Here is a 19,996-nt window from a genome sequence, read left to right on the forward strand (position 1 = left end):
AGGCGATGCTGCGACTGTCCCAGTTCATGCGAGACCTGGCCGCGCCGGAGGGGGCAGCGCCCGTCGCGCCATCGCGCGCCCGGCCCGTGGCCCGGCCGGGGCCGCCGCGCCCGGTGGTGATCTGGAACCTGATCCGCCGCTGCAACCTGAATTGCCGGCACTGCTACTCCATCTCCGCCGATGTGGACTTCCCGGGCGAGCTCTCCACCGCCGAGATCTTCACGGTGATGGACGACCTGCGAGCCTTCGGCGTGCCGGCGCTCATCCTTTCGGGCGGGGAGCCGCTGCTGCGGCCGGACATCTTCGAGATCTCGGCCCGGGCGAAGGCGATGGGCTTCTATGTCGGGCTGTCCTCGAACGGCACCGCGATCGATGCCGTGATGGCCGACCGCATCGCCGGCATCGGCTACGATTACGTCGGCATCAGCCTCGATGGGCTGGAGGCCACGCATGACCGCTTCCGGCGGCAGAAGGGCGCCTTCGTCGCCTCGCTCGCCGGGGTTCGCCATTGCCGCGACCGCGGGCTGAAGGTGGGGCTGCGCTTCACCGTCACGCGGGACAATGCCGCCGAATTGCCGGCGCTGCTCGACCTCGCCGAGGCGGAGGAGGTGCATAGGCTCTACCTCTCCCACCTCAATTATGCCGGCCGCGGCAACCGAAACCGCGGCGACGATGCCGAGCACGCCATGACGCGCAAGGCCATGGACCTGCTCTTCGACCGCTGCTGGGACCAGGCCCGGCGCGGGGTGGAGCGGGAGGTGACGACCGGCAACAACGACGCGGATGGTGTCTACCTGCTGCACTGGGCGCGCCGGCGCGTGCCGGAGCGGGCGGCGCGGCTGGAGGCGGCGCTGCGGCGCTGGGGCGGCAATTCCTGCGGCGTGAACATCGCCAACATCGACAATCTCGGCCATGCCCATCCGGACACGATGTGGTGGCACCACAGCCTGGGTAATGTGAAGGAGCGGCCCTTCTCGGAGATCTGGTCCGACCTGTCGGAGCCGCTGCTCGCCGGGCTGCGCGCCCGCCCGCGCCTGGTAACGGGGCGCTGCGGCGCCTGCCGTTACCTTGGCATCTGCAACGGCAGCAGTCGCGTGCGCCCCTTCCGTGCCACGGGTGATGTCTGGGCCGAAGACCCGGGCTGCTACCTCACCGATGCGGAGATCGGGCTGGAGCCGGCGGAGGGCAGGGATGCGCTGGCGCTGGCCTGACGCTTGGGCATTGCTGCTGGGGTTGCTGCTGCTGGCCGGCCCCGCCGCGGCAGCGGAAGATGCGGCGGCGCTCTATTCGGAGCATTGCGCCTCCTGCCATGGCGAGGCGCGGCTCGGCGGCCGTGGCCCGGCGCTGCTGCCCGACAATATGGGCCGCCTGCGCCAGCCCCAGGCCGCTGCGGTGATCGCCCGCGGCCGGCCGGCGACGCAGATGCCCGGCTTCGCGGAGACACTCTCGCCGGCCGAGATCGAGGCGCTGGCCGCCCATATCTTCCAGCCCGCTCCCGCCGACCTGCGCTGGGGCGCGGCCGAGATCGAGGCGACGCGCAGCGTGCTGGTGCCGCCCGGCCAGTTGCCTGCCCGGCCGGTCTTCGATGCCGACCCGCTCAATCTCTTCGTCGTGGTGGAGACCGGGGACCACCACGCCACGGTGCTGGATGGCGACCGCTTCACGCCGATCCACCGCTTCCCGACCCGTCCGGCGCTGCATGGCGGGCCGAAATTCTCGCCCGATGGCCGCTTCGTCTACCTGATGTCGCGCGATGGCTGGGTGACGAAATACGATCTCTACAGCCTGCAGCCCGTGGCCGAGGTGCGGGCCGGGGTGAACAGCCGCAACATCGCGCTCTCCAGCGACGGACGCTTCGTCGCCGTCGCCAACTACCTGCCGCACAGCCTGGTGCTGCTGGATGCCGGCGACCTCTCGGTGCGCCGCGTAATCCCGGCAGTGGCGCTGCGTGGCGGCGCGACCTCACGCGTCAGCGCCGTCTACGACGCACGGCCGCGGCGCAGCTTCATCGTGGCCATGAAGGACATCCCGGAGATCTGGGAAGTCTCCTATGACGACAACGCGCCGCCGGTCTTCACCGGCTTGGTCCATAGCCATGAGCGAGGCATGGAGGAGGGGCTGGCCGCCAGCGCCGGGCTTTTCGCACTGCGCCGGATCGCGCTGGAGGAGCCGCTGGACGATTTCATGTTCGACCCGCCCTATCGCAGCCTGCTCGGCTCGACGCGGGAGGGCGGGCGAACGGTGGTGGTGAACCTCAATGTCGGCCGGCCGGTGGCGACCGTGCCGCTGGAAGGGTTGCCGCATCTCGGCTCCGGCATCACCTGGATGCGGGAGGGGCGGCGGCTGCTGGCGACGCCGCACCTTAACCGGCCGCAGCTCAGCGTGATCGACACCGCGGACTGGAGCGTGGTGGCCCGCATCCCGACGGATGGACCCGGCTTCTTCCTGCGCAGCCATGAGCGCACGCCCTATGCCTGGACCGATTCCATGATGGGCGGCCCCGGCGCGCGGGATACGATCCAGATCATCGACAAGCGCAGCCTGGAGGTGGTGCGCCGGCTCCGCCCCGCACCGGGCCGCACCGCGGCGCATGTGGAGTTCACCCGCGACGGCCGCCATGCCCTGGTCAGCATCTGGGAGGATGACGGTGCGGTGGTGGTCTATGACACCGAAAGCTTCGAGGAGGTGGCGCGGCTGCCGATGCGCCGCCCCTCCGGCAAGTACAACGTCTTCAACAAGATCTCGCTCTCCGAGGGGACCAGCCATTAGGCCCGCCCCCGCCGCGCGGCCGGGTCTCCTGCTGGTCGGCCATGGCGCGCCGCGCCTGCCGGAGGCGCAGGCGGCGGTGGAGGCCCAGGCCCTGGCGCTGCGCCGCGGCGGCGCCTTCGAGGCGGTGGCCTGCGCCTTCCTCTCCATGCCGCCCTCGCCGGCCGAGGCGCTCGCGGCGCTGCGCGGCGACCCGGTCTGCATCGTGCCGCTATTCATGAGCGACGGCTATTTCGTGCGGGTCGCCCTGGGGCGCGCGCTGGCAGCGGATGGCGCGCGGGATGGCCGGCACGTCTGCCAAGCCAAGCCCATCGGCCTGATGCCGGGCCTCACCGAGGTGATCGAACAGCGTGCCCTGCGGGCCTGCGCCGAGGCCGGGCTGGTGCCCGGGCGCTGCGGGCTGCTGCTCGTGGCGCATGGCTTCACCGGCAGCGCCGCCTCGCGCGAGGCGGCGGGTTTCCATGCCGGGACCCTGGCCGAGACAGGGCGTTTCCGCTGGATCGACACCGCCTTCCTGGAGGAGGAACCGATGCTCCCCGACCGGCTCGCGGCGCAAGCCGGCGACATGGTGGTGGTGGGCCTCTTCGCGGCGCCCGGCGGCCATGCGGCGGGGGATGTGCCAGCGGCGCTGGCCGCCGATCCCTACCGGGGCGAGCGGCGGACCCTCTATACCGGCGCGATCGGCGCCGATCCCGCGGTGGCGGGGGTGATCGGTGCCGCCGCGGCAGCGGCCCTGGAAACCGGCGGGGGCGCGGCGTGATGCGGGCGCAGCCTGATGCCGATATCGCCGCGACGGAGGGGGAGCACCCCTTCGCTACCTATGTCCGTACCCTCGGCCGCGGGCCCGGCCGTTCCCGGGCCCTGACGCGGCAGGAGGCGCGCGAGGCGCTGCGCATGGTGCTGCGCGGCGAGGCGGACCCGTATCAGGTCGGCGCCTTCCTCATGCTGCTGCGCTTCCGCGGCGAGGATGCGGAGGAGGTCGCCGGCCTCACCGAGGCGGCGCGCGAGGCCGCCGGCGCCGGCCCGGTGCCGGCGGGCATGGCCCCGGTGGATCTCGACTGGCCCTCCTACGGGGCCGGGCGGACGCGGGGCGCCCCCTGGTTCCTGCTCGCCGCCCTGACCCTGGCGCGGGCAGGGGGGGTATCGGGTGCTGATGCATGGCTCCAATGAATTCTCGCACGGCACGCCGGTGCCCGAGGCGATGGCGGCGCTCGGCCTGCGCCCGGCCCAGGACCGCGCCGATGCGCTGCGGCAGTTGGAGGCCAGCGGCTTCGCCTATCTGCCGCTGGCGGCGATGAGTCCCGGCCTCGACCGGCTGCTGGGGCTGCGGGCCCTGCTCGGCCTGCGCTCGCCCATGAACACGGTGGCGCGGCTGCTCGACCCCTGCGATGCGCGGGCCGGCGTGGATGGGGTCTTCCATCCACCCTATATCGCTCTGCATCTGGGCGCGGCGGAACGGCTTGGCCGGCCGCGGCTCCTGGTGGTGAAGGGCGGTGGCGGCGAGGTGGAGCGGAATCCCCTGAAGCCGGTGGCGGTGCATATCTTCGACCGGGCGACGGGGCAGGCGGAACTCGACCTGCCGGCCATCTCGGCCGCTCGGCCGGATGGCACCGATCTTCTCCGGGTCTGGCGGGATGACCGTGGCGCCGAGGCGGAGGCGGCCGTGGTCAAGGCGACCATTGCCCTCGGCCTGCTTGCCCTGGGCGCCGCTGCGGCAGGGCAGGCGGATGCCCATGCGGCCGAACTCTGGAGCCGTCGGCACGGTCGCTGAGAGCCGGGCGCCTCCAGCGCAGGATGTCCGCCAGGTCGCCGGGCTTCCTGGCGGGCTGGCGAAGCCTCGCCTTTATTCGGCATCGCTCCCGCGCGGCTTGGCCCATGCAGGGATCACGCCAGCGGCACCGACGATCGGCACATCGCCCTGCGTCGGTGCACCGGTGCCCGGCGCAACGCTCCACGCCCCCCCCGTGGTGGAACCGCCCCCATGGTCCGGCGCTGGTTGTTGCGGCGGCTGTGCCTGCCGATATGAGTGCCCAGAGGCAAGGATCAGAAGCATGCGCGATCCGGTTCAGGTCGTATGTCCGCATTGCGATACGACCAATCGCGTTCCAGCCGAGCGTCTGGCCGATGCGCCGCGATGCGGCGAATGCCATGCGCCGCTCTTCGAGGGCCGCCCCGCCGCCTTGTCTGAAGCGCGCTTCCGCCGCCATCTCGGCCATAGCGGCATCCCGATCCTGGTTGATTTCTGGGCCTCCTGGTGCGGCCCCTGCCGCGCCATGGCACCCGACTTCGAAGCCGCGGCAGGCGCCCTCGAACCGCGGCTGCGCCTGGCGAAGGTCTCCACCGAGGAGGCTCCAGGGCTGGCGGCCGAGTTGCGGATCGCCAGCATCCCGACCCTGGCGCTCTTCGCGGGCGGACGGGAGGTGGCGCGCCGCGCGGGCGCCATGCCGGCCCGCCAGATCATCGACTGGGCATCCCGCGCGGCGGGCGGCACCTGAAGCGATGCAGAACTGCGATCCGCGGACTAATGGACGGCCTGTGTCCAGGCCCCGTTCACCTGGCCGAGATGTAACCGGCCACCATGGCTTCAGCCCTGACTGTCGCGCTCCTGGCCATTGCCACGTCGCGGTGCCTCGCCCCCGGCGACGCACCAATCCCCAGCATGGGCGGGCCTGTCCCGTGAGGCGGTCATGAAGAACCCCTACGAGATCCTGGGCGTGAAGCCCGATGCTTCGCAGGACCAGGTCCGCAGCGCATATCGCGGTCTGGCCCGGAAGCTGCACCCGGATCTCAATCCGGGTGACAAGACATCCGAGGAGCGGTTCAAGGAGGTGTCGGCGGCCTACGACCTGCTCGGCGACGCAGAGAAGCGTGCGCGTTTCGACCGTGGCGAAATCGACGCCTCGGGTGCCGAGCGGCCACCGCAGCCGCATTTCTACCGCGATTTCGCAGAGGGCGCCGCCGGCGGCCCGCACCCCTATGCGAGCGATGCCGGCTTCGCCGACATGGCGGATGCGGATGATCTGCTGGCCGAATTGTTCGGCCGTGGAGCCGGCGGGCGCGCCAGTGGACGGGGCGGTGCCCAATTCCGGATGCGTGGCGGCGATCTGCGTGGCCGCCTGGCGCTGGAATTCCTGGAGGCGATCAACGGCACGACCAAGCGGCTGACCCTGCCGGACGGTTCGACCGTGGACGTCACGGTGCCGCCCGGGACGCGCGACGGGCAGGTGCTCCGCCTGCGGGGCAAGGGCGGTGCCGGGATCGGGGGTGGGCCACCGGGCGACCTGCTGGTGGAGGTCGAGGTGGGCGAGCATCGCCACTTCACCCGCAAGGGCGACGACATCCATTTCGATCTGCCCATCAGCCTGCCCGAAGCCGTGCTCGGCGGCCGTGTCCAGGTGCCGACGCCCGCCGGGACGGTTGCGCTGACGGTGCCCAAGGGCTCGAACACCGGCACGGTGCTGCGGCTGAAGGGAAGGGGCGTGCGGCGGCCGGACGGCTCCCATGGCGATGCCTATGCCACGCTCCGGGTCGTGCTGCCCGACCGGCCGGACCCGGCGCTGGAGGAATTCGTCACGGGCTGGGACGCCGGCAAGGCCCACAATCCGCGCTCGGGAATGGAGGGGTGAATGTTCGAGGGTGGCGAATTCCTGCTGCGGGCGCGGCTCGACGCCGCTTCGCTGGAAGCCTGGATCGAGGCAGGCTGGCTGGCGCCGGGCCGGGCCGGGCCGGAGCCCGCCTTTTCGGAGATCGATCTCGCCCGCGCCTGCCTGATTCGCGACCTGCGCGACGCCATGGGCGTGAATGACGAGGGCATCGCCGTCGTGCTCGACCTCCTCGACCAGATGCATGGGCTCCGCCATGCGCTGCGCCGGCTGAGTGGGGTGCTGCATTCCGTGCCGGAACCGCTGCGGCGGGACGTCCTGGCAAGGCTCCAGGCGGGCACGGACGATGCGCCGATGGCAGGCCCCGCCGAGGGCGCGCCGCCCGGCAGGAACTGACAGGGGTTAGGCGGAACGCGGACGTCAACCGTAAGAGATCGTCAGTGTTTCCAGGGGCCTGGCAGGCAGCCGCCAAAATTCACAAACCCGGAATACCAAGTCGCTCCTGGGGAACACCGCCCAAGGTGTACACATTTGGCGGAATCCCTGTCTAAAAGGGCAGCAGCGCATCCAGCACCTGCTGGCCATAGCGGGGCTGCTGCAGGTCCGACAGCGTGCCGCGCCCGCCATAGGCGATGCGCGCTTCCGCCAGCCGGTCGTGCCGGATGGTGTTGTCGCTGGCGATATCCTGCGGCCGGATCACCCCCTGCACCGCCAGTTCCCGCAACTCCGCGCTCACCCGCACCTCCTGCCGGCCGGAGACCACGAGGTTGCCATTGGGCAGCAACTGGGTGACGGTCGCGGCCAGGCGCAGCGTGACGGTCTCGTTGCGGCGGACGCTGCCATTGCCATCCGAGACCTGGTTGCCGGAGGTGCTGAGCAGCGTCTCCGGGCTCGCGGCACGCGGCAGCCAGCGTGTCTGCATGCCGAAGAGCTGCGGCATGCCGAGCGAGTCGCTGCCCTGGCGCGTGCGCTGGGTGCGGTTCTGCAACTGCGCCTCGTCCTGGATGCTGACCAGCACCGTGATGAGGTCGCCCACCTGCGCCGCCCGCTGGTCGCGCAGGAAGGTGCGGCTGCCGGGGCGCCACAGGCTGTTCGCTACCATCGGCGGGTCCTGTGCCGCCGGCATCGGCATGGCCACGGGCCGCCAGGCCGGGTCGGCGGTGGGATCCGTCACCGCCGACATCTCCGGCGGCCGGCCGATCCGGGAGAGGCGTTCGGCGGTGCCGCAGCCGGCGAGCGCGAGGGGCAGCAGCAGCAGGACAGGTGCAAGGCGCATGATCCGGGACCCTCTCAACGGCTGATGGGCGTGGCGCCCATGGCGACGCGCACCCGGTTCGGGCCGATCACCTGGCCTTCCACGATGCTGCGGCTGGCGAGATTCATCACCGGCACCAGCCCGCCGCGCGGCGCCGCCTCCAGCGCCCGGCCCTGGGCGCTGAGCGAAAGCCCCGGCGCCTCCAGCAGCATGGTGACCAGGGCGTTCTTCTCCACCAGCGAGGGCGCTGCGAGGTCGGCCGCCATGAAGGGCATGTCGCCCGCCATCGGCCGCCGCAATTGCCGCCCGACGACCTCGCCCGGGTGCTGCGCGGCGCCCGGCCGCACCCGCTCCGCCCGCAGCCGCACCAGCCGCAGGTCGCCGGGGCCGATCACCTCGCCAAGCGCAAGGCGGCGGGTGGCGAGCACCACGGGCTGGGTCGCCAGCGCACGCCCGGCCAGACGGAGGCGGGCGGTGGGCATGCCCTCCGCCATCACCACCAGGATGGCGGCGAAGCGGTTGCTGGTGGGATCGAAGCTCGCCGCCTCGATCGCCAGTTGCAGGGCGGCAGTGGGCGGCACCATGGGTGGCGGCAGCGTGCCGAGATCGAGCTCCGCCTCCGGGTCGAGGCCGAGGCGCAGCAATTCGGCGCGAAGCATGGCCTCGATCTCGTCCCGCGGCACGGCGCGGCCGGGGCGTTCCACCACCACCCGCTCATGCGCCGAAAGCGGCCGCCAAATGAGGCCATGAGCGCGGGCGAGGGCGAAAAGCTGCGGCGCCTCCAGCACCAGGCGGCGCCCCGGCGCCGGGGCGGCACCGATCGGCTGGCCGGCGCGGGCGCCCGCGCCCTCGAAGAGGTCGCCGAGCCGGAGCATCGGCTCCTCCACCACTGCCAGCGGCCGCAGCGCGGCAAGCTCCTGCGCTGGCGCGGGGCAGGGCAGGGCGGCAAGCAGCAGCACCGCGCAATGCAGCAAAGGGCGCATCACCGCATCCTCGACAGGGTGGAGAGCATCTCGTCGCCCGCGGTGATGACCTTGCTGTTCATCTCATAGGCACGCTGCGCGGTGATGAGGTTGGTGATCTCCTGCACCACGTTCACGTTGCTGGTCTCGATGAAGCCCTGCATCACCTGGCCATGGCCCGGCTGCCCCGGCGCCGAGAGCTGGGCCTGGCCGGAGGCGGGGGTGGCCAGCAGCAGGTTGTCGCCCACCGCCTCCAGCCCGCCCTCATTGGCGAAGATGGCGGTCTGGATCTGGCCGACATTCTGCGGCGCCACCTGACCGTCGAGCTTGGCCAGCACTTCGCCCGTGGCATTGATGGTGACGTCCCGCGCCGCCGCCGGGATGGTGATGCCGGGCTGCACCACGAAGCCCTCCGCGGTGACGATGACACCCTCCGGCGAGAGGCCGAAGGTGCCATCCCGCGTATAGGCGATCTCGCCCGAGGGGAGCTGCACCTGGAAGAAGCCATTGCCGCGCACCGCCAGGTCGAAGCGGTTCTCGGTCTGGGACAGGCTGCCCTGCTCGCCGATGCGGTAGATGGCGGAGGTCTTCACGCCAAGCCCGATCTGCGCGCCGGAGGGCAGGATGCTGCCGGTATCGGAGGACTGCGAACCGACGCGGCGCATGTTCTGGTAGAGCAGGTCCTGGAACTCCGCCCGCCGGCGCTTGTAGCCGGTGGTGCTCATATTGGCGATGTTGTTCGAGATCACCTCGACATTGGTCTGCTGCGCCAGCATTCCCGAGCCGGCGATCTGCAGGGCGCGCATGCGTCTATCCCTTGTCCATGGATCAGGAGCGGCGGCGGAGGATGCGGTCCACGGCGGTCTGCAGCCGTTCCCCCTCTCGCTCGGCGAATTGCGCGGCGAACTGGGATTCCCGCAGTTCGGCGGTGAGCTGGGTGAGTTCCAGGACCGGGCGGACATTGCTGCCCTCCACCGCGCCCTGCACCAGGTTCGGCCGCTCCACCGGCTGCGCTGCGTCGTCGCTGGCGAACAGCCGGTCACCCTCGGCGCGCAGGCGCTGCGGGTCATCGAAGCGGACCACCCGCAGGCGGCCGATCACGCCATTCTCGCTGCGGATGGTGCCGTCACCCTGGATCTCGATGCGGCTGTCATTCGCGGCGAAGGCCAGCGGCGTGCCGCGGGCATCCAGCACGGGATGGCCTTCCATATCCGTGAGGCGGCCATCCTGGTCCAGGGTGAAGCGGCCGGCGCGGGTATAGCGCTCGCCCTCCGGCGTCTCGACCGCGAAATACCCCTCGCCGCGAATCGCCACATCCAGCGGGTTGCCGGTGCTGCTCACCGGCCCCTGGGCGGTGTCCCGCCAGGTTGCGCGGTCGGTCGCATAGGCGACGCTGGTCTGGCCCTTGGCGACGTCGCGCTGGGACTGCAGATGCTGGGCGAAGACCGCCCGCGTCGCGCGATAGCCCGGGGTCTCGGCATTGGCCAGGTTGTTGGCCAGGACCTGGGTTGCGCGAAGCTGCGCGCCGAGGCGGGAGAGGATGACATAGCCGGGCGAATCCATGGGGCTCCCCTTCGGGCGGTCTGACGTTCTTGCGCCGTCCTGGCGCCTGGAACGTAGGGAACCAAGCAACCCCCGTGCCAACGGATTCCGGCCGAAAGCCTGGCGAAACCGGCCCAAAGGGCGGCCCGGATTGCCGCAGGGGGCAGGATCTGCCGGGCAGGCCGGCGAGGTCTGCCGCGCAAGGCTTCCTTAATCCATGGCTGGGACACTGCCGGCATCGGGCATCCGGGGGGAGCCATGGCGGAACAGGCGAAGGAGGTGAAGGGCAGGGGATGCGGCAAGCTGCTGCTGATGGCCCTGCCCTTGCTGCTCGGCGCCGCCGGGACGGGGCTCTGGTTCAGCGGCGTGGCTTCCGGCCTGCTCGGCGGCCATCCTGCGGAAGCCGCCGCCGCACCGGCACCGCGCCCGCCGGTCTTCCTCGACATGCCGGAGATCGTGGCCAATCTGAACGCGCCGGGGCGCCGCAGCAGCTACATCAAGCTGCGCAGCAAGCTGGGAATTGGCGCGCCCCGAGGATGCCGCCGTGATCCAGGCGGCGATGCCACGGTTGCTGGATCTCTTCACCACCTATCTGCGGGAGATGCGGCCGGAGGAGTTGCGCGGCAGCATCGGCACCCACCGCCTGCGGGAGGAGCTGATCGCCCGTGCCAACATGGCGGTCGCGCCGGCAGCGCGCGCGGATCAGCCGCCCACCCGCATCGCCGACGTCCTGTTCGTGGAGATCCTGCTGCAATGACAGCGCCGGGGGAAAGCGAGGAGGACCTCGCTGCCGCCTGGGGCGATGCCCTTGCCCAGGAAACCGCGGCCCCCGCCGCGCCGGCCCCGGATTCGACCCGGGTGCTGAACCAGGCGGAAATCGACAGCCTGCTCGGCTTCGGCGACTCGCCGGAGGAGGAGGGCGACCAATCCGGCATCCAGCGCATCGTCAGCGCCGGCCTCGTCTCCTATGAGCGCCTGCCGATGCTGGAGATCGTCTTCGACCGGCTGGTCCGCATCATGTCCACCAGCCTGCGCAACTTCACCAGCGACAATGTCGAGGTCTCGATCGACAGCATCGTCTCGCTGCGCTTCGGGGATTACCTGAACTCGGTGCCGCTGCCGGCCATGCTGGCGGTATTCAAGGTGGAGGAGTGGGACAATTACGGTCTGCTGGTGGTGGATTCGGCGCTGATCTACTCGATCGTGGACGTGCTGCTCGGCGGCCGCCGCGGCACCGCCGCCATGCGCATCGAAGGGCGACCCTACACCACCATCGAGCGCACCCTGGTGGAGCGCCTGATCACCGTGGTGCTGCAGGATCTCTCGGATGCCTTTGGGCCGCTCTCCCCCGTGCAGTTCCGCTTCGAGCGGCTGGAGGTGAACCCCCGCTTCGCCGCCATCTCCCGCCTGTCCAATGCCTGCATCCTGTCCCGGCTGCGGGTGGACATGGAGGATCGCGGCGGCAAGATCGAGCTGCTGCTGCCCTATGCCACGCTGGAGCCGGTGCGGGAGCTGCTGCTGCAGCAATTCATGGGCGAGAAATTCGGCCGCGACTCCATCTGGGAGACGCATCTGGCCGAGGAGCTCCGGCACACCGAACTCACCCTCGATGTCGTGCTGGACGAGCAGACCATGCCACTTGCCTCGGTGCTGTCGCTGCGGCGTGGCGACCGGATCACGCTCAACGTCGCGCCTGGCGCGCCGGTGCGGCTCCGCTGCGGCGACGTGTCGCTCTACGAGGGCGAATTGGGCCGGCGGGAGAACCGCCTGGCGGTGCGCATCGAACGGGAATTGCGACGGCAGCAGGAGGCATGAGGCGATGACCTGGCTGGAATGGACGCTGCAACTCGCCCTGGCTGGGCTGCTGGCCGGTGCAATGCCCTTCGTGCTGCGGCTGGAGCGCGAATTGCGAGCGCTGCGCCGGGACCGCGGCGCGCTGGAGGGCGGCGCCACCGACCTCAACGAAGCCACCCGCCTGGCCGAGGCTGCTTCCTTCCGTCTGCGTGCCGCGGCCGAGACGGCGGGGCGGCAGGTGGCGGAGAAGCTCGCCGTGGCGGAGCCGCTGCGTGACGACCTGCGCTATCTGGTGGAACGGGCGGAGGCGCTGGCGGACCGGCTCGAAGGGCTGGTGCGCATGGCCCGGCCGGCCGCCGCCGAGGCCCCGCCTGCACCGCAACCGGCCGGCAGCCAGGCCGAGCGCGACCTGCTGCGCGCGCTGCGCCTCGCCCGATGATGCCGCGCCCCCGCCTTCTGCCAGCCTCGCTGGCCGCTATGGCCCTGCTGCTGGCCGCCAAGCTGCACGGGTTGGTTCTGGGCTTGCCTGCGACGGCGCCGCAGGTCGGGCTGGTCGGCACGGCTCATGCGGTCAGCACCGAGACGCGCCCCGCCGGCGCCATGCCACCCCCCACGGCACCAGCGGCAGCGCCCGATCCGCCGCCACCGGAACAGCAGGCAGAGCGGGCGGTGCTGGAAGGGCTGCGCGCCCGCCGCATCGAACTTGATACGCGCGAACAGGCGGTCGCGGCACGGGAGATGGTGCTGGCGGCCACCGAGCGCCGGCTTGGCCAACGGATCGAGGAATTGACCGTGCTGCAGCAACGGCTCGCCGCCGCCGACCAGGCCCGCACGGAGCGGGAGGAGGCGGGCTGGCGCCAGATGGTGAAGCTCTATGAGGGCATGCGGCCGCGCGATGCCGCGGCCATCTTCGACGATCTCGACATGCCGGTCCTGGTGCAACTCGTGGACCGGATGCGGGAGGCGAAGGCGGCGCCGGTTCTCGGCGCCATGCGTCCGGAACGGGCACGGCTGCTGACGGCGGAACTTGCCCGGCACCGCGCCCGCCCCGCCGATTGAAACAACCGAGGATATTCCGCCCAGCGCCCTGGAAGGCCCGGCCGGAGATCTGCACGAAGGAGGCCGCAGCATGGCAATGGACAAGACGACCAACGTTCTGATCGTGGACGACTACAAGACGATGCTCAGGATCATCCGCAACCTGCTCAAACAGCTCGAATTCGACAATGTCGAGGAGGCGACCGATGGTCAGGAGGCGCTGGCCAAGCTGCGCGCCGGCCAGTTCGGCCTGGTGATCAGCGACTGGAACATGGCGCCCATGACCGGGCTCGACCTGCTGAAGGAGGTGCGGGCGGATGCCCGGCTGCGCGATACCCCCTTCATCATGATCACGGCTGAAAGCAAGACCGAGAACGTCGTGGCCGCGAAGCAAGCCGGGGTCTCCAACTACATCGTGAAGCCCTTCAACGCCGAGACGCTGCGCGACAAGATCGAGAAGGTGATGGCGCATGCCTGACGGGAGCCAGGACTCCGGCGGCTTCCGGGCACCCATGCCCGGCAGGCTGCACCCACCGCCGCATGGCGGCGATCCGATCGAGGCCGCGGTGCGCGCCGTCCTCGGCAGCCTTTCCGGCGACATGACGGTCACCGAGGCCGCGCTGCTCGCCGAGCTGGAGGCGCTGGGGCGGGAGGTGATGCGCGCCAAATCCGAGATCGCCGCGCTGCGGGTGGACGACATCAACGCCAGCCATATCCCCGCCGCCACGGACGAGCTGGACGCGGTGGTCCACCACACCGCAACCGCGACCAATGAGATCCTCGACAGTTGCGAGACGCTGGAGGCGCTGCAGCCGCGCCTCTCCGGCCCGGATGCGGAGGCGCTGTCGAATGCCGTGACCCGCATCTACGAAGCCTGCAGCTTCCAGGACATTACCGGCCAGCGCATCGGCAAGGTGGTGTCGGCCCTGAAGGCGATCGAGGGCCGCGTCGCCGCCGTCACCGCCGCCTTCGGCCGTGGTGCCGGCCCATCGCCGCTGCCCGAACCCGCCACCGTCGCACAGACCGAGGGGCAGGCCCTGGCAAATGGGCCGCAGCTTCCGGCGGCCGCCGCGTCCCAGGCGGAGATCGACCGGCTGCTGGCGAGCTTCGACTGATGCGGGGCGCATTCCGCTGCACGATGGCGGCACTGCTCGGGCTGGCGATGCTGCGCCCGGCGCTGGCGCAGGAGCGTGTCGGGGTGCGTGCCGGCGAACATCCGAACCACGGCCGACTGGTCTTCGATTGGCGCAGCCCGCTGGACTACAGCCTGGAACAGCAGGGCAACCAGGTGCTGCTCCGCTTCCCGCCGGGGACCGAGCTGGATCTCTCCGGCCTGCGCCGGCTGCCACGCAACGTCACCGGCCTGGCCATGGGCAGCGAGGGCGCCGAGGTCGCGATGCGTCCGGGGGCGCGGGTCCGGCATTTCCGGCTTGGACCGCGAGTGGTGGTGGATCTGCTCGACCCGGCCCCGGACAGGCCGGCCGCCGCGCCGCCGGCAGTCCGAACGGCGGCGGCACCCGTATCCAGGGCGCCACCGGTGACCGCACCCGCTGCGCCAGCAGCGCTTGCGCCCGATGCGCCTCCGGTGCCCATGCCCAGCCCACCCCAGGCGCTCACGCCCGACGAACCAAAGGCGCGACGCCCGGCTGCGGCAGCGCCATTGCCGCAGGATGCCGTCCAGCCGGCGGCGCAGCCTGTCCGGGGTTCCCCCATGGCAGCGACGGTGCGCGGATCGGTGGCGGCCAGCGCCCTCGAGCCATCGGCACCCAGCCCCGCCGCCCTGCCGGTTCGGCTGGTGGTCGCACCGGGCCGGCCGCGCGCCCTGCTCATGCCTTTCCCTGCTGGCACCGGTGCCGCGCTGCTGCGCCGTGGCGATGCCATGCTCGCGGTCTTCGATGCCGCCCTGCCGCTCGATCTGACGGCGCTTCGCCGTGACCCGGTCCTTGCGGGCGCCGAGGCCGTCGCCCTGCCCGGCGCGACGCTGCTCCGGCTGCCGCTGGCACCGCCCGCCACGCTGCGGGCCCGGCGGGAGGGGAGTGCCTGGCTGCTGGAAGTCTCGGGGCCCGCAGAATCCCGGGAGGGCCGGCTGGCGCCCGAGGATCGCACCATTGCATTGGAAGCCGAGGCGGGGGCAGCCCCGCGGCTCCTGCTCCGCGCTGCGCAGCCCGGCCGCGTGGTGCCGATGACCGACCCTGAAAGCGGCCTGCCGCTGCTGCTCGGCACGGTGCGGGAGGCCGGGCAGGCGATGCCGGTCGGGCGCCGCCTGCCGGAACTCGACCTGCCGGCCACCCTGCTCGGCACCGCCGTGCTGGCCCGGGCGGACAGCGTCACCATGCAGGGCGGCATCGACCGCTTCACCGTCACGGCGGCGGGTAGCGCTCGGCTTGCGCTGGATCCCGCCGCAGCCCAGGCGGCAGCCGGGCCGGCGATGACCCGCCTCTTCGACCTGCCGGACCTGCCGGCAGCACAGCTTCTGGAGCGGCTGCGATCGCAGCAGGGCGGCATCGTCGGGGCGCCGCCGCTGGCACGGCTGGCGCAGCGCCAGGCGGCGGCGGAAAGCCTGCTCGCCCTCGGCCTGCCACAGGAGGCGCAGGCAATGCTCGCCCTTGCCCTGGCCGAGGACCCACGCGCGCCCCAGCACCCGCGCCTCGCCGCGCTGGCCGCCGCCGCCGCCCTGCTCGCCGGACGACTTCAGGAAACGGCCGGGCTTGGCCACCCCGATCTGCCGGAGAATGACGAAATCACCCTCTGGCGTGCCGCCCTGGCCGCGGCGCGGGGCGAGCCACGCACCGCCGCGCCCGGCCTGGCCGCCACCCTGCCCCTGCTGCTCGCCTATCCTGAGGGCCTGCGTTCCCGCCTGTTGCCCCTGGCCGCGCGGGCCCTGGCCGAGGCCGATGAGCGGGAGGCGCTGCGTCATCTACTGGCCGCCGCCCCGTCGGGGTCCGACCTGGCCCTGCCGCGCGCCATGCTGGCCGAAGCCGAGGGCCGGGTCGAAGCGGCGCTCGCCGGCTATGACACGGTGGCGCAGGGGCGGAACCGGCTGGAGCGGGCGCAGGCGCTGCGCCGCGCGGTGGAACTGCGCCTTGCCACCGGCCTCCTGAATGCCCCGGCCGCGGCGCGGGCACTGGAGGCTGCGCTATTCGCCTGGCGCGGCGATGAGGGGGAGGTGGCGGCGCGGCTCCGCCTCGCGCAACTGAAAAGCGCCGCCGGCGATCCACGCGGCGCCTTGGCGCTGCTGCACGAGACGGAGGCGATGGTGCCGGACCGCGCCGCGCAACTCCGTCCAGAGCTCATCGGAGCTTTCCTGGCGGCACTGGAGCACGATCCACCGCTGGCCGCAGTCACGCTATACGATGCACATCCCGAATTGCTGCCTGCCGATTCGCGTGGCGAGGCAACCGCGGTGCTGCTGGCCGACCGGCTGATCGCGCTTGACCTGACGGAGCGTGCCGCGGCGCTGCTCGGCCAGGCGGCATCGCGTGCCGCGGGTGCGGCACGGGCGGGACTCGGGCTGCGGCTGGCAGCGCTGCACCTGGCCGAAGGCGATGCTGCCGGCGCCCAGGCCGCGCTCGCCGCCAGCATGGCGCCGAACCTGCCGCCCGTGCTCGCGCAGGAGCGTGCGATCCTAGAGGCACGGGTGGAGGCGCGGCGCGGGCGCTTGCCACGGGCGGTGGCCGCGTTACAGGCACTTGGCCCGGCGGGTGCGGAGCCGCTTTCGGAATTGCTGGTCGAGGCGCAGGACTGGTCCGGCGCCGCGGCGGCGCTCCGCCGGCATCTCCGCACGGCCCTGCCAGCGGTGCCAGCGCCGCTTTTGGAACAGCATCGTCGCTTGGTGCTGCGCCAGGCCGCGATCCTGGCCCTGGCCGGGGAGGACGCGGCGCTGGCGGCGCTGCATGCCGAGCATGCGGCGCGGATGCAGGGCGGCGCGCTGGCCGAGGCTTTCACGCTGCTCACCGCCGATCCGCTGCGTGGCATGGGCGATCTGCCGCGCCTCCAGCGCGAACTGCAACTCTTCCGCAACTTCCCCGTGCGGCTGGAGGCATTGCGGGCGGGTGGGCCGGTTACACGCTGAGTCCAGCGCCGGGATCGGGGGGGCAGCGGCAAAAAATTTCGGCAAAAGGGGGGGAGAATTCGCTTGCCTTGCTGGTCCGCGTGCCCCATATGCGCCGGCCATTGACCTGATCGATCCCCGATCACCCTGGTCATCTGCTGGTGGGAAGGAGCCCGCAATGGAAGCTCTCGTCCAACTGGGGATGGTCTCGGAATTGCTCCCGAGCGAAGCCCAGAATTCTGCAACCTCGGAGAGCGAGGCCAAGGATTATTTCGTTACCCGTGACGGCGTCCGTTTCGCCGGCACGCATCTGATCATCGATCTCTGGGACGCCACCAACCTGGCGGACCCGGAACATGTCGATGCGGTATTGCGCGAGGCGGCCATCGCCACGGGCGCCACCATCCTGCACGGGCACTTTCACCATTTCGGCCCGAACAGTGGCGTTTCCGGCGTGCTGGTGCTGGCGGAGAGCCATGTCTCCATCCACACCTGGCCGGAGCGGGATTATGCGGCGCTCGACATCTTTGTCTGTGGCGACTGCAACCCCTATCTCGCCATCCCCGTTCTCAAGAAGGGCTTCCTTCCGGGACGGGTGCAGCTGGCGGAGCACAAGCGCGGCATGGTCGGCTGACGCGGCGCCGAATGTGACGGAACCAGGGGCGGGATCCCAAGGATCCCGCCCTTTCGCTATGTGGAGCCTGCCATGGCAATCGATTCCTGGGTGCATGAGACGCTCTATGCCGGATGGGGCCAGCGCTTCCTGGTGAAGCGGGAGCTCGCCCGGGTGAAAAGCGCTTTCCAGGACATCATGGTGTTCGAGAGCCACTCGCATGGCCGGGTGCTGCTGCTCGACGGCGTGGTGCAGATCACCGAGGCGGATGAGTTCGTCTACCAGGAGATGCTGGCGCATGTGCCGCTGCTGGCGCATGGCGCGGCGAAGCGGGTGCTGATCATCGGTGCCGGCGATGGTGGTGTGTTGCGGCGCGTGCTGCAGCACGGCACCACCGAGCGTGCCGTCATGGTCGAGATCGATGGCGAGGTCATCCGCCTGGCCCGGGAGTTCATGCCCGGCATCGGTGGTGATGCCTGGACCGACCCGCGCGCCGAGGTCATCGTCGGCGATGGCATCGACTACGTCCGTCAGGCACCCGCCGCCAGCTTCGATGCGGTCATCGTCGACAGCACCGACCCGATCGGCGTCGGCGAGGTGCTGTTCACCGACGAGTTCTACGCCAATTGCGCGCGGCTGCTGACCGGGCGCGGCCTGGTGGTGAACCAGTGCGGCGTGCCCTTCATGCAGGCGGACGAGCTGCGCGAGACCAGCCGGCGGCGCGCCAAGTCCTTCCCCGATGTCTTCGCCTATGTGGCCGCCGTGCCGACCTATGTCGGCGGCTTCATGACGCTCGGCTGGGCCGCGAAGGATGCCGGGCTGCGGGAGGTCGGGGTGGAGGAGATCCGGCGCCGGGCCATGGCCGCGGGCATCCTCGGCACCACGCGCTACTGGACGCCGGAGATCCACCAGGGCGCCTTCAACCTGCCGCCCTACATCGCCGAGCAGCTTTCCGGCCGCTGAGATCCGGGCTCAGGCCGCCGGCACGGCCGCGGCGATGCTCGCCTGGCCAGGGGTCAGGCTGCGCAGCCGTTCCGGCCGGAAGCGTTCCCCGAAGACGTCATAGAGCGAGGTCTGGAGTGCGGTGCGCGCGCGGTCGAAACCCAGCCGCGCTGCCGGGTCTTCCGGCTTGGCCAGGGTATCGCGCTCCGCCTCCCGCAGCAGGCGCACCTCCTCGTTCAGGCGCTTGGCGGCCTCGCGCGGCAGGGCCTTGCCGGCCACATAGACGATCTGGCTGATGCCGATGAGCGCATTGAGCTGGGGCGGGATGCGGAACTGCTCAAGGTCGGTGGCGCCATACCAGACCAGGGCGATGGCGGCGAAGGCGCTGAAGGCGAGCGCCTGCACCCGCGTCACGTCGATCTCGCCCTCGGCGCTGAGCAGGTCCTGCCAGCGCGGCCGGCGCGGGCGGTTGTCCAGCACGCCCGTGGCCAGGAGCCACAAGCGGTTCGGCGCGCTGAGGACCTGGCTATCGGCGACATTCGCGAGGGTGGAGCCGGTCAGGGTGATCCCGAGCAGCACCAGCACATCCTCGGACAGGGCCGAGAGCTGCCCCGTGCGCACCAGCACATAGGCGTAGACACCGACGACGGCCAGCGTGAAGAGCAGCACCTGGAAGCGGGACAGGCTCGCGGCGCCGAAGGCGTCCTGGCAGATGATCACCGGGCTGAAGGCGCGCAGCAGGGCGGGTTTCGGGCGGCGCTCGTCGCTGGCCGCCTCCTGCGCCACGAGCTCCAACTGCCGGGCATGCACGCCACGCGCGGTGAAGGCGATCAGGACATAGAGCAGGATCACGCTGCCGAGGCCTGCCGCGACCGAGAGGCTGTAGCTGGAGACCGTGACCTCGGTCAGCCCGAAACGTTCCGGCGTGCCGTCCCGGCAGCCGATGATGGCCACCTGCCAGGCGGTGGGCGCGTATCCGTCGGGCAGCGTGAATTCGGCCCGGATCGGCGTGACATCGGCGCCGGGGGAGGGCGGCATGACATAGCCAAGGAAGACCCGGGCATCATCGGGGGGGCGTTGACGCATCGCCGCGCGATAGGCGATCGCGGCGAAGGAGGTCCTGCGCCACTCCTCCTCCTCAATCCCGTCCGGCTTCCGGATCTCGAAGGAGAGGGTGGCGCGGGCATGGGAGGTCTGCTTCGGACTCAGGACGATCAGGCCGTCCATGGGATTGCTGCGGACCCATTCGGCCAGCGCCTTCTCGGCACCTTGCGGCAGGAAACAGGCACCCTCGGCCGGGCTTGCCCGCTGCGCCAGGGCGATTTCGCCGGAGGTCAGGAGCAGCAGCAGGGCGAGCATTCCGCGCAGCATGGCAACCACCGGAGGTGCGATGGTGGAACGGTGCCACGCGTGCGGGGCGGAAGTCCAGCG

The 19,996-nt window shown here is 71.2% G+C and carries 22 protein-coding genes; 17 read left to right on the forward strand and 5 right to left on the reverse strand.

The features are described 5' to 3' along the window. Window positions 1-5 precede the first annotated feature (5 nt). The 8 genes from nirJ to KSF81_RS13365 all read left to right on the forward strand — a co-directional run bounded on the left by nirJ (window position 6) and on the right by KSF81_RS13365 (window position 6,764). Complete coding sequence (gene nirJ / locus KSF81_RS13330) at window positions 6-1,211, forward strand: heme d1 biosynthesis radical SAM protein NirJ (RefSeq protein WP_217379398.1); 1,206 nt, start codon at window positions 6-8, stop codon at window positions 1,209-1,211. Next, window positions 1,192-2,769, forward strand: coding sequence for a nitrite reductase (locus tag KSF81_RS13335; RefSeq protein WP_254453510.1), 1,578 nt, complete (start codon window positions 1,192-1,194; stop codon window positions 2,767-2,769). Before nirJ ends, KSF81_RS13335 begins: the two co-directional genes overlap by 20 nt. Further along, window positions 2,663-3,526: a CbiX/SirB N-terminal domain-containing protein gene (locus KSF81_RS13340; protein ID WP_254453511.1), complete on the forward strand. Its 864-nt coding sequence runs from the start codon at window positions 2,663-2,665 to the stop codon at window positions 3,524-3,526. Before KSF81_RS13335 ends, KSF81_RS13340 begins: the two co-directional genes overlap by 107 nt. Further along, a complete protein-coding gene (locus KSF81_RS13345) occupies window positions 3,526-3,936 on the forward strand; it encodes a hypothetical protein (protein WP_217379400.1) in 411 nt (136 codons plus the stop codon). Before KSF81_RS13340 ends, KSF81_RS13345 begins: the two co-directional genes overlap by 1 nt. Next, window positions 3,920-4,537, forward strand: coding sequence for a hypothetical protein (locus KSF81_RS13350; RefSeq protein WP_217379401.1), 618 nt, complete (start codon window positions 3,920-3,922; stop codon window positions 4,535-4,537). The genes KSF81_RS13345 and KSF81_RS13350 overlap by 17 nt, the downstream gene beginning before the upstream one ends. Before the next feature lie 280 nt (window positions 4,538-4,817). Beyond that, window positions 4,818-5,261, forward strand: coding sequence for a thioredoxin TrxC (gene trxC / locus KSF81_RS13355; RefSeq protein WP_217379402.1), 444 nt, complete (start codon window positions 4,818-4,820; stop codon window positions 5,259-5,261). Between the two features lie 192 nt (window positions 5,262-5,453). Continuing rightward, entirely contained in the window at window positions 5,454-6,392 is a 939-nt protein-coding gene (locus KSF81_RS13360; RefSeq protein ID WP_217379403.1) for a DnaJ C-terminal domain-containing protein, read from the forward strand. Beyond that, on the forward strand, window positions 6,393-6,764 hold the full coding sequence (locus KSF81_RS13365) for a chaperone modulator CbpM (RefSeq protein WP_217379404.1): 372 nt from the start codon (window positions 6,393-6,395) through the stop codon (window positions 6,762-6,764). It begins immediately after the preceding gene. Window positions 6,765-6,915: 151 nt separating this feature from the next. On the opposite strand, the gene flgH is transcribed toward KSF81_RS13365, so the two are convergent. The 4 genes from flgH to flgF are packed head-to-tail and all read right to left on the reverse strand — an operon-like array spanning window position 6,916 to window position 10,148. Next, on the reverse strand, window positions 6,916-7,644 hold the full coding sequence (flgH, locus tag KSF81_RS13370) for a flagellar basal body L-ring protein FlgH (protein ID WP_217379405.1): 729 nt from the start codon (window positions 7,642-7,644) through the stop codon (window positions 6,916-6,918). A gap of 14 nt (window positions 7,645-7,658) precedes the next feature. Then, window positions 7,659-8,606, reverse strand: coding sequence for a flagellar basal body P-ring formation chaperone FlgA (gene flgA / locus KSF81_RS13375; RefSeq protein WP_217379406.1), 948 nt, complete (start codon window positions 8,604-8,606; stop codon window positions 7,659-7,661). Further along, window positions 8,606-9,391, reverse strand: coding sequence for a flagellar basal-body rod protein FlgG (gene flgG / locus KSF81_RS13380; protein ID WP_217379407.1), 786 nt, complete (start codon window positions 9,389-9,391; stop codon window positions 8,606-8,608). Before flgG ends, flgA begins: the two co-directional genes overlap by 1 nt. Window positions 9,392-9,413: 22 nt before the next feature. After that, window positions 9,414-10,148: a flagellar basal-body rod protein FlgF gene (gene flgF, locus KSF81_RS13385; protein ID WP_217379408.1), complete on the reverse strand. Its 735-nt coding sequence runs from the start codon at window positions 10,146-10,148 to the stop codon at window positions 9,414-9,416. Between the two features lie 499 nt (window positions 10,149-10,647). On the opposite strand from flgF, the gene KSF81_RS13390 reads away from it, so the two are divergent. The 9 genes from KSF81_RS13390 (at window position 10,648) to speE (ending at window position 18,586) form a co-directional block, all read left to right on the forward strand. Further along, window positions 10,648-10,884 (forward strand): flagellar basal body-associated FliL family protein, encoded by a 237-nt coding sequence (locus KSF81_RS13390; RefSeq protein WP_217379409.1) that lies wholly within the window; start codon window positions 10,648-10,650, stop codon window positions 10,882-10,884. Continuing rightward, window positions 10,881-11,942 carry a flagellar motor switch protein FliM gene (gene fliM / locus KSF81_RS13395; RefSeq protein WP_217379410.1) on the forward strand — a complete coding sequence of 354 codons (1,062 nt, stop codon included), beginning with the start codon at window positions 10,881-10,883 and terminating at the stop codon, window positions 11,940-11,942. Before KSF81_RS13390 ends, fliM begins: the two co-directional genes overlap by 4 nt. Before the next feature lie 4 nt (window positions 11,943-11,946). After that, the gene (locus KSF81_RS13400) at window positions 11,947-12,360 is read left to right on the forward strand and encodes a DUF6468 domain-containing protein (RefSeq protein ID WP_217379411.1); all 414 of its coding nucleotides are present in this window, start codon (window positions 11,947-11,949) and stop codon (window positions 12,358-12,360) included. 38 nt (window positions 12,361-12,398) lie between these two features. Continuing rightward, window positions 12,399-12,980, forward strand: coding sequence for a MotE family protein (locus KSF81_RS13405; RefSeq protein WP_217379412.1), 582 nt, complete (start codon window positions 12,399-12,401; stop codon window positions 12,978-12,980). 70 nt (window positions 12,981-13,050) lie between these two features. Next, entirely contained in the window at window positions 13,051-13,437 is a 387-nt protein-coding gene (locus KSF81_RS13410; protein WP_217379413.1) for a response regulator, read from the forward strand. Next, window positions 13,430-14,074 carry a protein phosphatase CheZ gene (locus KSF81_RS13415; RefSeq protein ID WP_254453512.1) on the forward strand — a complete coding sequence of 215 codons (645 nt, stop codon included), beginning with the start codon at window positions 13,430-13,432 and terminating at the stop codon, window positions 14,072-14,074. The genes KSF81_RS13410 and KSF81_RS13415 overlap by 8 nt, the downstream gene beginning before the upstream one ends. Further along, window positions 14,074-17,031 carry a hypothetical protein gene (locus KSF81_RS13420; protein ID WP_217379414.1) on the forward strand — a complete coding sequence of 986 codons (2,958 nt, stop codon included), beginning with the start codon at window positions 14,074-14,076 and terminating at the stop codon, window positions 17,029-17,031. Before KSF81_RS13415 ends, KSF81_RS13420 begins: the two co-directional genes overlap by 1 nt. 157 nt (window positions 17,032-17,188) lie before the next feature. After that, complete coding sequence (gene speD, locus KSF81_RS13425; RefSeq protein ID WP_217379415.1) at window positions 17,189-17,644, forward strand: adenosylmethionine decarboxylase; 456 nt, start codon at window positions 17,189-17,191, stop codon at window positions 17,642-17,644. Between the two features lie 72 nt (window positions 17,645-17,716). Next, the gene (speE, locus tag KSF81_RS13430; protein WP_217379416.1) at window positions 17,717-18,586 is read left to right on the forward strand and encodes a polyamine aminopropyltransferase; all 870 of its coding nucleotides are present in this window, start codon (window positions 17,717-17,719) and stop codon (window positions 18,584-18,586) included. 9 nt (window positions 18,587-18,595) lie between these two features. On the opposite strand, the gene KSF81_RS13435 is transcribed toward speE, so the two are convergent. After that, the gene (locus tag KSF81_RS13435; protein ID WP_217379417.1) at window positions 18,596-19,936 is read right to left on the reverse strand and encodes a hypothetical protein; all 1,341 of its coding nucleotides are present in this window, start codon (window positions 19,934-19,936) and stop codon (window positions 18,596-18,598) included. Window positions 19,937-19,996: the final 60 nt, after the last annotated feature.

The organism is Siccirubricoccus sp. G192 (genome assembly GCF_019084075.1).
Taxonomy (GTDB): domain Bacteria; phylum Pseudomonadota; class Alphaproteobacteria; order Acetobacterales; family Acetobacteraceae; genus G192.

Excerpts from the sequence above, each read along its gene's own strand:
- KSF81_RS13415 (WP_254453512.1), top strand. The coding sequence starts at position 13,430 with ATGCCTGACGGGAGCCAGGACTCCGGCGGCTTCCGGGCACCCATGCCC.
- KSF81_RS13335 (WP_254453510.1), top strand. The coding sequence starts at position 1,192 with ATGCGCTGGCGCTGGCCTGACGCTTGGGCATTGCTGCTGGGGTTGCTG.
- nirJ (WP_217379398.1), top strand. The coding sequence starts at position 6 with ATGCTGCGACTGTCCCAGTTCATGCGAGACCTGGCCGCGCCGGAGGGG.
- flgA (WP_217379406.1), bottom strand. The coding sequence starts at position 8,606 with ATGCGCCCTTTGCTGCATTGCGCGGTGCTGCTGCTTGCCGCCCTGCCC.
- KSF81_RS13340 (WP_254453511.1), top strand. The coding sequence starts at position 2,663 with ATGACACCGAAAGCTTCGAGGAGGTGGCGCGGCTGCCGATGCGCCGCC.
- KSF81_RS13405 (WP_217379412.1), top strand. The coding sequence starts at position 12,399 with ATGGCCCTGCTGCTGGCCGCCAAGCTGCACGGGTTGGTTCTGGGCTTG.
- KSF81_RS13365 (WP_217379404.1), top strand. The coding sequence starts at position 6,393 with ATGTTCGAGGGTGGCGAATTCCTGCTGCGGGCGCGGCTCGACGCCGCT.
- KSF81_RS13420 (WP_217379414.1), top strand. The coding sequence starts at position 14,074 with ATGCGGGGCGCATTCCGCTGCACGATGGCGGCACTGCTCGGGCTGGCG.
- KSF81_RS13410 (WP_217379413.1), top strand. The coding sequence starts at position 13,051 with ATGGCAATGGACAAGACGACCAACGTTCTGATCGTGGACGACTACAAG.
- speE (WP_217379416.1), top strand. The coding sequence starts at position 17,717 with ATGGCAATCGATTCCTGGGTGCATGAGACGCTCTATGCCGGATGGGGC.
- flgF (WP_217379408.1), bottom strand. The coding sequence starts at position 10,148 with ATGGATTCGCCCGGCTATGTCATCCTCTCCCGCCTCGGCGCGCAGCTT.
- KSF81_RS13350 (WP_217379401.1), top strand. The coding sequence starts at position 3,920 with ATGCATGGCTCCAATGAATTCTCGCACGGCACGCCGGTGCCCGAGGCG.
- KSF81_RS13400 (WP_217379411.1), top strand. The coding sequence starts at position 11,947 with ATGACCTGGCTGGAATGGACGCTGCAACTCGCCCTGGCTGGGCTGCTG.
- KSF81_RS13360 (WP_217379403.1), top strand. The coding sequence starts at position 5,454 with ATGAAGAACCCCTACGAGATCCTGGGCGTGAAGCCCGATGCTTCGCAG.
- fliM (WP_217379410.1), top strand. The coding sequence starts at position 10,881 with ATGACAGCGCCGGGGGAAAGCGAGGAGGACCTCGCTGCCGCCTGGGGC.
- flgG (WP_217379407.1), bottom strand. The coding sequence starts at position 9,391 with ATGCGCGCCCTGCAGATCGCCGGCTCGGGAATGCTGGCGCAGCAGACC.
- KSF81_RS13435 (WP_217379417.1), bottom strand. The coding sequence starts at position 19,936 with ATGCTGCGCGGAATGCTCGCCCTGCTGCTGCTCCTGACCTCCGGCGAA.
- flgH (WP_217379405.1), bottom strand. The coding sequence starts at position 7,644 with ATGCGCCTTGCACCTGTCCTGCTGCTGCTGCCCCTCGCGCTCGCCGGC.
- speD (WP_217379415.1), top strand. The coding sequence starts at position 17,189 with ATGGAAGCTCTCGTCCAACTGGGGATGGTCTCGGAATTGCTCCCGAGC.
- trxC (WP_217379402.1), top strand. The coding sequence starts at position 4,818 with ATGCGCGATCCGGTTCAGGTCGTATGTCCGCATTGCGATACGACCAAT.
- KSF81_RS13345 (WP_217379400.1), top strand. The coding sequence starts at position 3,526 with ATGCGGGCGCAGCCTGATGCCGATATCGCCGCGACGGAGGGGGAGCAC.